Below are 15,168 nucleotides of genomic sequence, written 5' to 3'. Positions count from 1 at the left end.
CCGGCCCCATCTCGGCCTGTGCGCGGTGACGACGCCGGCCACGACCACCGCCGCCCTAGCTGCGCTGCAGCGGCAACTGCCGGGCCAGATAGTCAACCAGGCACGCCACCCGGGGTGCCAGCTGCCCCTGCTTGTAGAACACCGCCCAGACCTGCTGCCGCCAAGGCAGCACCTCGGCGGCCAGTACCGGCTGCAACCGGCCGGCACGCAGGTCGTCGCCGACCAGGAAATCGGCGAGACAGGCGATGCCGGCGCCGGCCAGCGCCAGATGGCGCAGCGTCTCACCGCTGCTGGCGCTCAGCGCCGGCTCGACCGGCCAACCGTGCTGCCCCGCCTGTGCCAGCGGCCACACATTCAGCGCCACCGGGCTGCTGAAACCGAGCAGGCGGTGCTGTGCCAGCGCCGCCGCCTGTGCCGGCTCACCACAGCGCTGCAGGTAGTCCGGCGCCGCCACCAGCCGCAACGGGCTGCTGCCGAGCAGGCGCGCGTTGAGGGTGGAATCCGCCAGCGCACCGACGCGGATGGCGACATCGGCCCCCTCCTCGATCAGATCGACAATCGCTTCCGCCCCGGTCAGCTCCAGCCGGATCTGCGGGTAGGCGGCCAGGAAGCCGGGCACCAGCGGCGCCAGCAGGTGGTTCAGCACCGGACTGGCGGCATTGACGCGCACCACGCCCGCCGGTGCGGCGGCACTGGCCTGCAGCCGCGCCTCGGTGTCGCCCAGGCGTGCCAGGATGTCGCGGGCGCGCTCCAGCAGCCAGCGTCCTTCTTCGGTCAGCTCCAGCCGGCGCGTGGTGCGCGTGATCAGGCGCACGCCCAGCTGCGCCTCCAGCCGCGACAGGGTGCGGCTGATGCCGGACGGCGTCTGCTGCAGCCGGGCCGCGGCGGCGGAAAAGGAGCCGCCATCGATGATGGCGACAAAGGCAATCAGCGCGTCGGTGGCGATCATTGTTGACTCCCAATCAAAAGTATTTGCCAGTAGAGACGGTTTTTCCGCGGCTGGCAAGCGGTGACAATCGCCGCACATCCACCAACCGGAGCACATCATGCCTCTTGCCCTGTGGGCGCTGACGCTCAGCGCCTTTGCCATCGGCACCACCGAATTTGTCATTGTCGGGCTGATCCCGACCATTGCCACCAGCCTGCAGGTATCGCTGCCTTCCGCTGGCCTGCTGGTCAGCCTGTACGCGCTGGGGGTGGCCATCGGCGCACCGGTACTCACCGCGCTGAGCAGCCGCCTGCCGCGCAAGCCACTGCTGCTGGGGCTGATGGCGCTGTTTACCGTCGGCAACCTGGTCGCGTGGCAGGCACCGGGCTACCAGGCGCTGATGGCCGCCCGCGTGCTGACCGGCCTGGCGCACGGCGTGTTCTTCTCCATCGGCGCCACCATCGCCACCAGCCTGGTTCCCAAGGACAAGGCGGCCAGCGCGATTGCGCTGATGTTCTCCGGCCTGACCGTGGCACTGGTCAGCGGCGTGCCGCTGGGCACCTGGATCGGCCAGCACTTTGGCTGGCAGAACACCTTTCTGGCGGTGTCGCTGCTGGGGGTGATCGCCTTTGTCGGCAGCCTGCTACTGATCCCGCGCAACATCGCCACCCCGGCGGCCGGCGGCCTGCTCGCCCAGCTGGCGGTGCTGGGCCGGCCACGGCTGCTACTGGTGTACGCGATGACGGCGCTGGGCTATGGCGGCTCCTTCGTCGCCTTTACCTACCTCGCGCCGATCCTGCAGCAGGTCAGCGGCTACGCGCCGTCCAGTGTCGGTCTGGTCATGCTGGTGTACGGCGTGTCGGTGGCATTCGGCAATATCTGGGGCGGGCGGCTGGCAGACCGGCACGGGCCGGTGCGCGCGCTGCAGATCATCTTCCTGCTGCTGGCGCTGGTGCTGCTGGTGCTGACCTTTACCGCCAGCTCGCCGTGGCTGGTGCTGCTGACGGTGCTGGCCTGGGGCGCGGTGGCGTTCGGTAATGTCGCCGGCTTGCAGGTGTACGTGGTGCAGCAGGCGGAGCGCGAAACGCCGCATGCGGTGGACGTGGCCTCCGGGCTCAACATCGCCGCCTTCAATGTCGGCATCGCCGGCGGCGCCTGGGGTGGCGGCCTGATCGTGAGCAAGCTGGGCTTGCTGGCCACGCCGTGGATCGGTGCGCTGGTGGTGCTGGGCGCGGTGGGGCTTACCAGCTGGTCCGGGCGGCTGGATCGCCGCGCAGGCATCGGGCCGCGGCCGCTGTCAGCACCATTGCGCGGGCACTGAATCCGGCGACGGGCGGCAAGGTTGGCCGCAATGCAACACCGCCCCGGCCGGTAGGCGGAGGCGGTGTGCTCAGGGCAAATTCAGTACGGCCGCGCCTGGCTCAGGCAAAGCCGAAGTCGCGCAGCGCCTCCAGGTCCTTCAGCACGATATCGCGGCCGCGCACCTCGATCAGGCCCTCGTCCGCCAGCTGGTGCAGCACGCGGGAGAAGGTTTCCGGCGTCAGGTTCAGTCGCGAGGCGATCAGGTTCTTGTTGACCGGCAGGTGCACCACCGAGCCGCTGCTGGCGTCGTCTTCCACCTGCAACAGGTAGCCGACCACGCGCTGCACCGCGCTCTCCACCGAGTAGCGTTCCACGTCGCGCACCAGGCTGTGCAGGCGCAGCGACAGCCCGGCCAGCATGCGCTGGGCAAAGGCCGGGTCCTGCGCGATGGCGCCGAAGATCACCTCGGCGCTGACGTGCAGCAGCAGGCCGTCCTCGACGAACTGCGCCATCACCGGGCACGGCCGGCGCAGGAACATCACCGCCTCGGCAAAGCTCTGGCTCGGGTGCAGGATTTCCATCACCTTCTCGGTGCCGTTCTGCGCGGTCAGCGCCAGCTTGACCTTGCCGTACACCACCAGATACATGCCGTCACAGGGGTCACCCTTCTGGAAGATCACCTGCCCCTTCTGGCCGCGCACCTCGCGGGTGCCCGGCACCAGCGCCTCGCGCTGCGCCTCGGACAGCTGCTGGAACAGTGGCTGATGCTGCAAAAAGGTCCGAATATCAATCTGGTTCATCGCTGTTTTCCTGCGGATGTCGCACCCGCCCGTAAGGGATGGCGCAAGGCTACGCGCTGCCGGTGCGCGCCACCATGCGCCAAAAGGCGGTGGCACCCTAGCCGAAAGAGCTAGTCGTACCCCGCCGCCTGCGGCCAACCCTGGCCGGCAGGGTCAGCTCTTGGTGGCCGGCGCGGTCGCCAAATCAAGCCTGGCCGGCGCTAATGACTGGTGCCTTCCGAACGCGTCACCTTGTTGTATACGTTGTACTTGCCGATCGGTTTCATCATCGGCAGCGCGGCTACCTCCTTGAACGTCGCCGCATCGACCACCACCAGCTCGCCCGGCGTTTCCATGATGCTGACCAGCGCGTAGCGGCCGTCGCGGGTGAACTCGACGTGGGCATTGGTCTTGCCCGGCCGCAGCGTCAGCTCGCGCACCACCTTGAAACTGCGCTTGTCGATGATGGACAGCGTGTCGCGGCGTGGCGACATCATCGCGTCCACCCAGGCGTAGGGCGTATTTTCGTGGCTGCGCAGAAAGAAGCCCGGCCCCGGCGTGGCGATGTTGGCCGCCACCTGCCAGCGGTCCATGTCGATCACCGTCACGCGGCCGCCCTTCAGGTTCGGCGTCGCCATGTAGTGGTGACCGTCCTGTTCGAAGGTGATGCCGGAGCCAAGATGCGGCATGCCGTCCAGCGGCAGCGTCGCCACCTTGCTGCGCGCGTCGAGGTTGATCACCTGCGCCTGGCCGTCGCGCGAGGCCGCCATTACATGACGATAGCCGCTATCGAAGAAGAAGTCGTCCAGTACCATCGCCAGCGGCGTCACCCGCGGGTTGAGGAAACCGGGCACGGCCAGGCCCTCGCCCATCTGGTAGTCGTGCACCAGGCCGGGATAAATCTTGTCGGCCTGCGGGTTGTAGGAGATTTCCCACAGCTCGGCGGCGTCCTTCAGCGCCACCACGAAGCTCTGCCGCGGCGCGGCGTCGTACACCGCCGACACCCGCGACGGCTTGCCGGCGCGGTCTTTTACCGCGATGGTCTTCACCGGCTTCAGGCCGTTGGCGTCGAGCAGCACCAGCGTCTCCGGCAGGGTGTTGCCGGCCAGCACCCAGCGCCCGTCGCCGGACACCGCCACGTTGCGGGTGTTCAGCCCGACGCGGATCTCGGCCACCGGCTGCAGCGTGTACAGGTCGTATTGCGTCACCCAGCCGTCGCGGCTGGCAAAGTAGACAAAGCGGCCGTCGGGCGAGAATTTCGGCCCGCCGTGCAACGCGAAGCGGCTCTTGAAGCGGGTCAGCGGCGTGAAACGGTCGCCGTCCAGTACCGTGACATGGTGATCGCCGGCCTCCACCACCACAAACAGGTTGTGCGGATCAACGTTGGCCGCAAAGCCTGGCCGCGGCGGCAGCCTGGCCGGATCGCGATACTGGATGCGCGACGCGGCGGTATCCGCCTCGCGCCACACTGGCGGCGTGGCCGGCGGCGTGGCCAGCCACCCTGCCAGCTCGCCGATCTCGGCGTCGGACAGCGTGCCGGCAAAGCCGGCCATCTGCGTGGCGGCGCGGCCGTCGCGGATCACCGCCAGCACCTCGGCCGGCTTGATGCGCTCCAGGCTCTGCGGCAGCAGCGCCGGCGCCATCGCGCCCATGCGCTGGGCACCGTGACAGCTGAGGCAGTGCTGCTGGTAGAGATCGGCCGGCTTGGCGGCGATGGCCGCCAGCGGCAGGCTGGCGCTGACGGCCAGTAACAGGCTGGCGAGTTTCATCGGTTGCCCTCCGCCAGCGGCGTGATGCGCTGCCATGGCGTCAGCTGCGGCAGCGGATAGGCGCCGTCCGCCACACCGATCTCGGCGTCGCTGAGGTAACAGGCCGGATCGGAGGCCCAGAAGTCGTCGCTCAGCTCCCACGCCCGCACCCGGGTATTGCCGTTGCAGATCGCCAGATGGGCGCAGGCGGCACAGCGGCCGTGCACCGGCCGCGGCCGCTGCTTGAGGCCGGCCATCAGCGGGTGCGACACGTCCGGCCAGATCTCGGAAAACGGCCGCTCGCGCACATTGCCCAGCGTCACCTTCCACCACATGGTGTCCGGGTGCACGTTGCCGAGGTTGTCGATATTGGCGACGTTGACGCCGCTGGCGTTGCCGCCCCACTGCGTCAGGCGCTGGCGCAAGGCGTCCAGCTGCTCGGGATAGTGTCGCGCCGCCCACTGCAGCAGGTAGACGCCGTCAGCGTCGTTGTTGCCGGTGACGAACTCCTTGGCCGTGCCGGCACGCAGGTGGGCAAGACAGGACTCGATCAGCAGCTCCATCGCCCAGCGCGTGCGCGCGTGGCGGGCGTCGCTGTCGCGGTGCTTGTTGCCGCGCCCGGCGTAGTTGAGGTGCGAGAAGTAGAACTTGTCGATGCCTTCGTCGCTCACCAGCTGCAGCAGCGCCGGCAGGTCGTGGGCGTTGTCCTCGGTCATGGTGTAGCGCACGCCGACCTTCATGCCGGCGTCGCGCGCCAGGCGGATGCCGTTCAGCGCCAGATCGAAGCCGCCGTCCAGGCGGCGAAAACGGTCATGGGTGGCGCCGATGCCGTCGAGGCTGACGCCGACGTAGTCGAAGCCGACGTCGGCGATGCGGCCAACGTTGGCCGCATTGATCAGCGTGCCGTTGCTGGACAGGCCGACGTAGAAGCCCATCTCCTTGGCGCGGCGGCCGATGTCGTAGATGTCCGGGCGCAGCAGCGGCTCGCCGCCGGACAGGATCAGCACCGGCACGCCGAAGGCCTTCAGGTCGTCCATCACCGTGAACACCTCGGCGGTGCTCAGCTCACCGGCGAAGTCCTTGTCGGCGGAGATGGAGTAGCAGTGCTGGCAGGTCAGGTTGCAGCGGCGGATCAGGTTCCAGATCAGCACCGGGCCGCTGGGCTGGCGCGGCGGTGCGACGGGGGCGGGTTGCAGCAGGCTTTGCAGGTAGTGGGTGAGGCGCAGCATGACAGCCTCCGGCAATGACGATGGCGTCATCGTCGGACTTGTCCCGCCCGCGCTCCTTGACCGCAGTCAAGGGCTTGCCAGTCCGGCCGGCTGCGCCGTTCAGTGCCAGTGTAGCGGGTGCTCGCTCAGCCACTGTTTCAGGTAGTGGCTGCCGCGCGCGATGCCGATCACGATGCCGGCGCCGGCCAGCGCCGCCAGCAGCAATAGCGGCAACCACGGCTGCGACATGAACAGCACCAGCACGAAAATGGCGGTGAATAAGTAAGCGCCGTTGTACCAGCCACGCTGCTTGCGCAAGGATGTCATGATGCGTCCCTCCGCGACCTGCCCCTGCCGCATGGCGGCGGACAGGCCGATACCGTTTCGCGCCCTGCGGCGCTTAGAACGTGTTCACGATCCCACATGCTCACGCGAGACAAGGCGAAAACGGCTGAGGAAGCGGCGCTTATCCGGATATAAACCAGCATGCCGAAGCCGTTTTAACGCCGTATCGCCCCATTGAGATCAAGTCGCAGCAGATCGTGAACAGGTGCTTACTTCATTGTAGTGCCTGCCGCGTCTTACGCTGGCACCCGCCGTTCCCAAGCGGCGCGCCATCGCCTATCATCGCCACCCGTCCTGACATTGCAAAGCCACCCCATGCGTCACCTGATCATCGTTACCATCCTGTGGGCGTTTTCCTTCAGCCTGATCGGCGAATACCTGGCCGGCAAGGTCGACAGCGACTTCGCCGTGCTGCTGCGCGTGCTGATTGCCGCCGCGGTGTTCCTGCCGTTTACCGTCTGGCGCGGGCTGCCATCGCGGCTGGTGGCCGGCTTCTGGCTGGCCGGCGCGCTGCAGTTCGGCGTCACCTACCTGTGCCTGTACCGCAGCTTCAGCGTGCTGACGGTGCCGGAGGTGCTGCTGTTCACGGTGCTGACGCCGATCTACGTCACCCTGCTCGACGACGCGCTGGCGCGCCGTCTCAACCGCTGGGCACTGCTGGCGGCCGCGGTGGCGGTCGGCGGCGGCGTCATCATCCGCTTCCAGCCGCTGGAGGGCGAATACCTGACCGGCTTCCTGCTGCTGCAGCTGGCCAACGCCACCTTTGCCGCCGGCCAGGTGCTGTGCCGCCGCCTGTTGCAGCAGTATCCGGTATCGCAGCCGCTGCACCGTTTCTTCGGCCATTTCTTCCTCGGCGCGCTGCTGCTGGCGCTGCCGTCCTACCTGATCTTCGGCAACCCGGCACGCCTGCCGCACACCGCGATGCAGTGGGGGGTGCTGGTGTACATGGGACTGTTCGCCACCGCGCTGGGCATGTACTGGTGGGTGAAGGGCAGCACCCGCGTCAGCGCGGGCACGCTGGCGATCATGAACGAGCTGCACGTGCCGGCCGGCTTGCTGGTCAATGTACTGATCTGGAACCGCGACGCCGACCTGCCGCGCCTGGCGCTGGGCGGCACGGTGATCCTCGCCTCGCTGTGGATCAACCGCTGGGGCCGGCTGCGCTTGTCGGCGCCTGCCGCCAACTGAGCGAGCGCCCGCACCGGCAGGTCACGCCTGCCGCGCGGCAGCAGGTAAACACTTGGCCGCCACCGTCTGACGGTGGCGGCCAACGTTTTGTCTGGCGGAGCGGTTTACGCTAGCCGGATTCGGAATTCGGGATTTGGACAATGACGCCGTGCGCTCAGCGCGGGCGTGTGGCTGGCGGACTGCGCCGCGTGCTGCGGCTCTGCCGGCACATCAAGCCGCGAGCACCGCCGCCGTGACGTTCACGCCGGCTGCTGTTCGCGACCACCGTCATCGGACAGGGGATGCTCCTGCGGCGGCAAGCAGGCCTCGCCACCCTTCTTCGCCCGGTACATCGCGTCGTCGGCGTGGCGCAGCAGCGCCTGCGCGGTGTCGCCGTGCTCCGGGTACAGCGCGATGCCGATGCTGGGCAGGATGCGCAGGCTGTGGCCGTCGATGGTCAGCGGCTGATCCAGCGCCCCGCGCAGCTTGTCGGCGGCCGGCTGCGCATGCTGCGGCTGCTGCAGGCTTTCCAGCAGCACCACGAACTCGTCGCCGCCGATGCGCGCCACGGTGTCGGCCTCGCGCACGCACTGCTGCAGCCGCCTGGCGACCGCGCGCAGCAGCTGGTCCCCCACCGGGTGGCCGTGGGTGTCGTTGACCTGCTTGAACTTGTCGAGATCGAGATACAGCAGCGCCAGCCGCCCCTGTTCGCGCCGCGCCCTCGCCAGCGCGGTGTGCAGGCGGTCGAACAGCAGGCCACGGTTGGGCAGCCCGGTCAACTCGTCGTACTGCGCCATGTAGCGCAGCCGCGCGTGCAGCTGGTGACGCTCGATGGCGGTAGCAACCTGGTTGGAGACGAACTGCAGCAGCTCCTTGTCCTTTTCGCCGTAACGCACGCCGCCGGAGTAGCTTTTCAGCACCAGCGCGCCGATGGTGCCCTTGGAGGAATTGAGTGGCACTCCCAGCCAGCACAGCGACTTGCGGCCAACGATCTGGCGCAGATGCGCAGGGAAGCCGTCCAGCGTCTCCGGGGTCAGCAGCAGCGGCTGGCCGCTGCGGATCACCTCGGCGCAGAGCGTGCCGGCAGCCGGCTTGCGCACCACCGGCGACGGCTCCTGCACATCGACGTGGTAGGGAAAGCTCAGCTGGTCGTGCACCGCGTCGTACAGCGCCACCGAGAAATTGTGCGCCGGCAGCAGCTCGCCGATGATGCGGTGTATGCGCCGGAACAACGCCATCATGTCCTCCGCCGCGTGCGCCGCCTCGGAAATGGCGTACAGCGCCGCCTGCATGGTGGCTGCCTGTTTCAGCTCGGTCACGTCGCGCGCCACCGCCACGCGCACCTGTTCACGCTCCGACCAGCGCGCCGACCACATGATGTGCACCACCTGCCCGTCCTTGCGCACGTAGCGGTTCTCGAAGTGGGGCTTGGGCTGGCCGGACATGATCTGGCTGGCCGCCTGCAGCGTGCGCGGCCGGTCTTCCGGCAGCACCAGCTCGATCATCGGCTTGCCGATCATCTCCTCCGGTGCATAGCCGAAAATGCGCTCGCAGGCGGCGCTGACAAACACGAAGCGGCCCTCGGCGTCGACAACGCAGATGGCATCAAGCATCAGGTCGATGAAACTGCCCAGCGGTGCACAGGTCTTGGTTTCCATATCGGCAAGCATACCGGCAATTGATATTGACGGGCAGTGCCTGCAAACCGTTCATGCATCTGTACTGCCGCTAGCTGCAGTGTTGGCGATAGCCGTGACAATTGCCAGTGCCGCCGGCAAAAAAAATGCCTGCCAGCGCAGCGATACGCACCGCGACGCGCATTCAGATACGCAGCCCGCTCTTTTTCAGCATGCGGGTGGAGAACAGCACCTCGTGACCGCGGCAGGCGGCGCCCAGCAGCTGGCGGATGGCGGCCACCTGCTGCATCACCTCGTCGCGGCTGCTGCCGTGGCACATCGCGAACAGACTGTACGGCCACTGCGGCAGCCGGCGCAGGCGCCGGTAGCAGTGGCTGACAAACGGCAGGCCGCCGACCCGTTCGCCCAGCGCGTCGATGTGCGCATCGTCGACATCGAACACCGCCATGCCGTTGGCGGCGTAGCCGATGGCGTAGTGATTGGGCACCGCGCCGATGCGGCGGATGACGCCGTTTTGCAGCATGCGCCCCAGCCGCTGGCAGACCTCGTCTTCCGTCATCGCCAGCGCTTCGCCCAAATGCCGGTACGGCTGCGGCAGCAGTGGCAGCCCGCCCTGGCTGGCGCGGATCAGCTGCCGGTCGCGCTCGTCCAGCTCCACCTCGTGATTGCCCTGCGTGCTGTCCGGCAGCGTGCCGACCGGCGCCTGGCCGCCGACGGTAAATCGCATGCCGACGTAGTACTCGCGCAGCTTGGGAAAGTCGTACACGCGCAGGCCGGTGGCGCTTTCGATGTCGATGATGGCGTCGGCGATGCCGCCGGGGGTGGCGGTGGCCAGCACGAACCACATGTTGAAGTGGTGCTCGCGGCGGTAGTTGTGCGCCACCGCCGGCAGCGCGCCCACCTGCGCCGCCACCGCGTCGAAGCGTGCCTCCGGCACCGCCAGCGCCGCCAGCACGAAGGCGCCACCCATGCGTTCGATCTGGTACATCGGGCCGAAACGAGTCAGCACCCGACCGGTCAGCAACCGTTGCAGCCGTTTCAGCAGCACCGCCTCGGTAAGGCCGATGCTGTCGGCGACGGCGGCGTACGGGCGCGGCAGCAGCGGGAAACCGCCCTGCAGCGTGTCGATGATCAGGCTGTCCAGCGCGTCCAGCGTCGCATCCGGCTCGTCGGCCGCGTGCGGGGTGTCGGCGGCGGACATGGCGGGGGGCAGTGGTGCGTTCATGGCAAGACTCCGGTCAGTAACGTGCGCCGCGCTGGGTGTAGCGGCGGGTGGAAATCAGCACTGCCTGCGGCAGCGCGGCCAGGCCGTGGCTGTCGGACAGTTTTTGCGCGGCAGCGTGGGCACTGGCGGCATCGCGGGCGTGGATCATGCAGAACAAGTTGTACGGCCAGTGCGCGCCCTGCGGCGGCCGTGCGTAGCACAGCGTCACCGCCGGGTCGGTGGCCAGCGCCGCGCCGATGGCGTCGCGCGTTTCTGGCGGCACCTGCCACACGCACATCGCGTTGGCGCGAAAGCCCAGCTCGTGATGGCGCAGCACCATGCCGAAGCGACGGATCACGCCGCTGGCGACCCAGCATTGCAGCCGTTGCAGCACCTCGTACTCGGCAAGGCCGCAGGCGTCGGCCAGCAGCGCGAACGGGCGCGGCTGCAGCGCGATGCCCTCGTTCAGCGCCGCAATCAGGCGCCGGTCACCGTCGTCCAGCAGCGGCGCGGATGGGATCAGGGTTGTCCGTCGCGACGGGCCGCCGGCGCCCAGCGCAAAACCGAGATCGATGTGGTATTCGCGCTCAAGCGGCAGGTCCAGCGCCACGTAGCCGGTGCGGCTGGCGATCAGCGCCAGCGCGGCGTCGATGCCGGCACGATCCGGTGCGGTGAGCACGAACCACAGGTTGTAGTGGTGTTCGCGCGCGTAGTTATGGTTGACCTGCGGCAGCGCGCTGATCTGCGCGGCGATGGCGTCGCGCTGCGCCGACGGCACCGCCAGCGCCGCCAGGGTACTGACGCCGACGGTATTGGGAGCGAACACCGCGCCAAGACGACCGAGCAGGCCGTCGGCACGCGCCTGCGCCAGTGCTGCCAGCAAGGCGTGCTCGCTCATGCCCGCCTGCTCCGCCAGCGTGCGAAACGGCCGCGGCTGCAGCGGAAAATCGCGCTGGTAGCGATCCAGCAGCGCCAATAGCGGCGCGGGTGGCTCGCCAACCTCTTGCGGCGCGCCCATCACATGCCCATCCGGCCGGCACGCCAGCTGAAGAAGATGCCGGAAGGGTTGGCCGCCGGCAGTTCGCGCCGCGTCTGGAAGGTGGCGGTGTCGATCACCACCAGCTTGTCATCGTCGCGGCTGGACAGCCACACCGCGTCGCCACGGGCGGTGAATTCCATGTGCAGGATGGCGCGGCCCGGTTTCAGCGTCTGGATCACCTGCATCGTCGGCACGTCGATCACCTGCACCGTGTCGTTATGCGGAAAGGCGAAGTTCACCCACACCCGCCGTCCGGACGGCTCGGCCATCACGAACACCGGCTGGCCGTACACCGGCACCCGCGCCGCTTCCTGCCAGCTACGGCGATCGGCGACCAGCACCTCGTGGTGGCCGATCGCCGGCAGGAAGGCGTAGTCGCCGGCCAGGCTCCAGCCGCGCAGGTGCGGCATCTTGTACACCGGCTGCTTGTCCCGGCCCTGGCCATAGCCCGGCAGGATGCGGCGCACCCCGGCCTGCGGCTGCCAGTTGTCCAGCAAGGCCAGACCGTCGTCGCCGTACAGGCCGGCGATGTAGTAGCGGCCGTCGCTGCTGGCGAGGCCGTCGTAGGGGTTGCGGCCAACGTTGCGGTATTTCGTCACTTGCGGCGCGCGCGGCTGGGCGGCATCCAGCACCCAGATCTCGCCGGCCTCGAACAGGCTGAAGGCGAAGCGGTTGCCCGGCAGGTCGGCAAGACCCACCACCTTGGACGGCTGGCCGTTGTCGTCCAGCGCCGGAATGTCGGCCAGCAGCGCCAGCGTGTCGGCGTCGAACAGCTTGACTCCGCCCGGGCTGTAGTTCTGCGCCGCCACGATGCGGCCGTCGCTGGAGATGGCGCCGCCGATGCTGTTGCCGGCCTGCAGCACCCGCGCCACCAGCTTGCCGGCCAGGATGTCGACCTTGCTGATGCCGCCATCGCGGCCGAACACGTACACGTAGCGCGCGTCGCGGCTGTACACCAGCGAGGCGTGCGACAGGTCGCCCAGCCCGCCGATACGCGCCAGCATGGTGTTGCTGCTGTTGCTGACCACCTGCACGCTGCCGGCGGCACGTTCGATCACCACGCCAAGATCGCCGCTGCCGCGCAGCGCCGGTGTCGCGCAGGCGGCCAGTAGTACGACCGCCCCCGCCGCCATTGCGGCCAACCTTGTACGCGCGTTCATGGCGTCATTCCCTGCTGCAATTGCCGGATCAGCCACTGCGCCTCGGCCTCGCTCATGAACGGCCGCCACGGTGGCATCGCGCTGCCGGGACGGCCATCGAGCAAGGTGGCGACCAGGCTGTCGCCCGGCTTGCCGGCCAGCGCGGCGGCGGTCAGCGGGCTGCCGAGGCCGCCGTTGAGGGTCAGCCCGTGACAGGCGCCGCAGTCTTCGCGCAGCAGGTGGCGCAGCTCGGCGACGCGTTGCGGTGCGGGGGAGACGATGCCACTGTCGGCATAGACGGCTTCGGAGATGAACAAGGCGGCGCAACAGCCCAGCAGCAGGCACTTGGCAGTCAGCGTACGGCAACAGGCAGGCAGTTTCATGGCGGGATTCCGGTCAGGCTTTCACGGCAGCAGGCGGCGCCTGCTGCGATCAAAGTCCGTGCCGTGGCGGCCAGCCCGGAGCGGGCCGGCGCGCGGCAAGAAGCGGGACTTACTGTGCCAGCACCCACTTCACCAGCAACTTGATGTCGGCATCCGGCACCTGCGGGTTCGGCGACATCGGGATCGGGCCGAAACTGCCGGCGCCGCCCTTCTTCACCTTCTCTTCCAGCTTGGCCTGCATGTTCTGGCCCTTGTACTTGCTGCCGATGTCCTTGAACGCCGGGCCGACCACTTTCTTGTCCATACTGTGACAGGCGAAACAGTTGTACTTCTTCGCCAGCTCTGGCGAGGCGTTGGCTGCGGATGCCAGCAGCAGGCCGCCACTGAGCAGCAGCGCGGTAAGCAGGGATGTTTTCATGATGATCTCCGTGGCGGGCCGGGTCGCGGCCCGCGCTGAGGGTTAGTAAACGTCGTGCTGGGTGTTGTAGACGTTGAACTTGCCGGTCGGGGTAATCAGGCGCTTGTCCTTGATCACCGCCTTGCAGCTGCGGGTCTTGTCATCGACTACCACGATGGCCGATTCCTTGTTCTTGGCGCTCCACACCGAGAACCACACCTCGTCGCCACCCTTGTTGTACTCCGGCTGCACTACGCGTTTGGCACCGTCGTCCGAGAGCTTGGCGCAGGCGGCCACGTCGATCACCTGCGGCCCCTTGGCCAGATTGTTGATGTCGTAGACCGCCACGCTCTGGCTGACCTTGGCATCCGGGTTCAGCGGGGTGTCCACCCACAGGTTCTTCGATTTCGGATGGGTCTTGATGAACAGCGAACCGCCACCCTGGCCCTTGAACACGCTGACCGCCTTCCACGCGTACTGCGGATGTTTCACCGGATCAGTACCGATCAGCGTCACGTCCTCGCTGCCCAGGTGCGAAGTGCTCCACACCGGACCGTATTTCGGATGCACGAAGTTGGCGCCACGACCCGGGTGCGGGATCTTGCCGACATCGACCAGTGCTGCCAGCTTGTCTTCCTTGGTGTCGACCACCGCGATCTTGTTGGAGGCGTTGGCGGCCACCAGGAAGTAGCGCCCGCTGCTGTCGAAGCCGCCGTCGTGCAGAAACTTGGCGGAGTCGATGGTGGTGGTTTTCAGGTTATTGAGGTCGGAATAATCGACCATCATGATCTTGCCGGTTTCCTTGGCGTTGATCACGAATTCCGGCTTGTAGTGGCTGCCGACGATGGAGGCCACGCGTGGCTCGGGGTGGTACTCGTTGTCCACGGTCATGCCGCGGGTGGACACCACCTTGCGCGGCTTCAGCGTGTCGCCGTCCATGATCACGAACTGCGGTGGCCAGTAGGTGCCGGCGACGGCGATCTTGTCCTCGAAGCCCTTGAACTTGGAGGTCTCCACCGAGCGCGCCTCGAGGCCGACCTTGACCTCGGCGACGTTGTCCGGCTTCGGCAGCCACAGGTCGATCAGGTTGAGGCGGGCGTCACGGCCGATCACGTACAGGTAGCGGCCGGACTTGGACAGCCGCGAGATGTGCACCGCGTAGCCGGTCTTGATGATGTTGATGATCTGCTTGCTGTCGCCGTCGATCAGCGCCACTTCGCCGCTGTCGCGCAGGGTGACGGAGAAGATGTTGTCCAGGTTGTAGCTGTTCATCTTCTTGGTCGGGCGTTTCTCTACCGGCAGGTAGATCTTGCGCGACTTCTCGATGTCGGCCAGCGAGAATTCCGGCGGGGTCGGCGGCTCCTGCTGGATGTAGCGCGCCATCAGGTCCACGTCCTGCTCGCTCATCTCGCCGGAGGTCTGCCAGTTCGGCATCCCGGCCGGGCTGCCGTAGGCGATGAACACCTTCAGATAGTCGGTGCCCTTGCCCAGCGTGATGTCCGGCGTCAGCGGCTTGCCGGTGGCACCCTTGCGCAACACGCCGTGACAGCCGGCGCAACGCTCGAAGTAGATCTGCTTGGCACGCTCGAATTCGACCTTGGTGATCGGCGGTGCCTTGGGGTTGATGTTCTGGTGCATCTCCTGCTGAGACTGAGCCGCCGGACTGCCGGCGGCGTCCGCCAGCGCCAGCGATGCAGCGAACGGCAAGGTTGCCAGTAATACGCCCTGTGCAAGTGCACTTATCCTGAAGCTTTTCATGATGCTCTCCACCACGCTATGAGGGAATTCATGCGCGCATCATCCGCCGGTGGTGACATTGGCATCATTGATTCGTATCAACGGATCGGAATCCGGTGCAGGATGGCGTGAACTTGTCGCCCGCCGGCCTTGCC

Annotated in this window: 14 protein-coding genes; 2 read left to right on the top strand and 12 right to left on the bottom strand. The window is 67.5% G+C overall.

Annotation, left to right across the window (positions count from 1 at the left end; translation table 11 throughout):
- Positions 1–55: 55 nt before the first annotated feature.
- Positions 56–949 carry a LysR family transcriptional regulator gene (locus PQU89_RS11225; protein ID WP_272765903.1) on the bottom strand — a complete coding sequence of 298 codons (894 nt, stop codon included), beginning with the start codon at positions 947–949 and terminating at the stop codon, positions 56–58.
- Between the two features lie 97 nt (positions 950–1,046).
- On the opposite strand from PQU89_RS11225, the gene PQU89_RS11220 reads away from it, so the two are divergent.
- Positions 1,047–2,249, top strand: a complete 1,203-nt coding sequence (locus tag PQU89_RS11220; protein WP_272765902.1) for an MFS transporter — start codon at positions 1,047–1,049, stop codon at positions 2,247–2,249.
- A gap of 100 nt (positions 2,250–2,349) precedes the next feature.
- On the opposite strand, the gene PQU89_RS11215 is transcribed toward PQU89_RS11220, so the two are convergent.
- The 4 genes from PQU89_RS11215 to PQU89_RS11200 all read right to left on the bottom strand — a co-directional run bounded on the left by PQU89_RS11215 (position 2,350) and on the right by PQU89_RS11200 (position 6,292).
- Complete coding sequence (locus PQU89_RS11215) at positions 2,350–3,030, bottom strand: Crp/Fnr family transcriptional regulator (RefSeq protein ID WP_047967256.1); 681 nt, start codon at positions 3,028–3,030, stop codon at positions 2,350–2,352.
- A 200-nt stretch (positions 3,031–3,230) separates the two neighbouring features.
- Entirely contained in the window at positions 3,231–4,778 is a 1,548-nt protein-coding gene (locus PQU89_RS11210; protein WP_272765901.1) for a nitrite reductase, read from the bottom strand.
- Complete coding sequence (gene nirJ / locus PQU89_RS11205; protein WP_272765900.1) at positions 4,775–5,986, bottom strand: heme d1 biosynthesis radical SAM protein NirJ; 1,212 nt, start codon at positions 5,984–5,986, stop codon at positions 4,775–4,777. Before nirJ ends, PQU89_RS11210 begins: the two co-directional genes overlap by 4 nt.
- A 99-nt stretch (positions 5,987–6,085) precedes the next feature.
- The gene (locus PQU89_RS11200; protein WP_272765899.1) at positions 6,086–6,292 is read right to left on the bottom strand and encodes a hypothetical protein; all 207 of its coding nucleotides are present in this window, start codon (positions 6,290–6,292) and stop codon (positions 6,086–6,088) included.
- A gap of 333 nt (positions 6,293–6,625) precedes the next feature.
- On the opposite strand from PQU89_RS11200, the gene PQU89_RS11195 reads away from it, so the two are divergent.
- The gene (locus tag PQU89_RS11195) at positions 6,626–7,498 is read left to right on the top strand and encodes an EamA family transporter (protein ID WP_272765898.1); all 873 of its coding nucleotides are present in this window, start codon (positions 6,626–6,628) and stop codon (positions 7,496–7,498) included.
- Positions 7,499–7,737: 239 nt separating this feature from the next.
- On the opposite strand, the gene PQU89_RS11190 is transcribed toward PQU89_RS11195, so the two are convergent.
- The 7 genes from PQU89_RS11190 to PQU89_RS11160 form a co-directional block, all read right to left on the bottom strand.
- Complete coding sequence (locus PQU89_RS11190; protein ID WP_272765897.1) at positions 7,738–9,135, bottom strand: GGDEF domain-containing protein; 1,398 nt, start codon at positions 9,133–9,135, stop codon at positions 7,738–7,740.
- Positions 9,136–9,298: 163 nt separating this feature from the next.
- Positions 9,299–10,339 carry a siroheme decarboxylase subunit beta gene (gene ahbB / locus PQU89_RS11185; RefSeq protein WP_272765896.1) on the bottom strand — a complete coding sequence of 347 codons (1,041 nt, stop codon included), beginning with the start codon at positions 10,337–10,339 and terminating at the stop codon, positions 9,299–9,301.
- A gap of 13 nt (positions 10,340–10,352) precedes the next feature.
- Entirely contained in the window at positions 10,353–11,336 is a 984-nt protein-coding gene (gene ahbB / locus PQU89_RS11180; RefSeq protein ID WP_272765895.1) for a siroheme decarboxylase subunit beta, read from the bottom strand.
- A complete protein-coding gene (locus PQU89_RS11175; protein ID WP_272765894.1) occupies positions 11,336–12,517 on the bottom strand; it encodes a cytochrome D1 domain-containing protein in 1,182 nt (393 codons plus the stop codon). The genes ahbB (PQU89_RS11180) and PQU89_RS11175 overlap by 1 nt, the downstream gene beginning before the upstream one ends.
- A complete protein-coding gene (locus PQU89_RS11170) occupies positions 12,514–12,879 on the bottom strand; it encodes a c-type cytochrome (protein ID WP_272765893.1) in 366 nt (121 codons plus the stop codon). Before PQU89_RS11170 ends, PQU89_RS11175 begins: the two co-directional genes overlap by 4 nt.
- Positions 12,880–12,988: 109 nt before the next feature.
- Positions 12,989–13,297, bottom strand: a complete 309-nt coding sequence (locus PQU89_RS11165; protein WP_272765892.1) for a c-type cytochrome — start codon at positions 13,295–13,297, stop codon at positions 12,989–12,991.
- A gap of 42 nt (positions 13,298–13,339) precedes the next feature.
- Positions 13,340–15,034, bottom strand: a complete 1,695-nt coding sequence (locus PQU89_RS11160) for a nitrite reductase (protein WP_255907036.1) — start codon at positions 15,032–15,034, stop codon at positions 13,340–13,342.
- Between the last annotated feature and the right edge of the window lie 134 nt (positions 15,035–15,168).

Source organism: Vogesella indigofera (genome assembly GCF_028548395.1).
Classification (GTDB): Bacteria; Pseudomonadota; Gammaproteobacteria; order Burkholderiales; family Chromobacteriaceae; genus Vogesella; species Vogesella indigofera_A.
The sequence above is the reverse complement of the archived record's forward strand: the minus strand, read 5'-3'. Positions and strand labels throughout refer to the sequence as shown.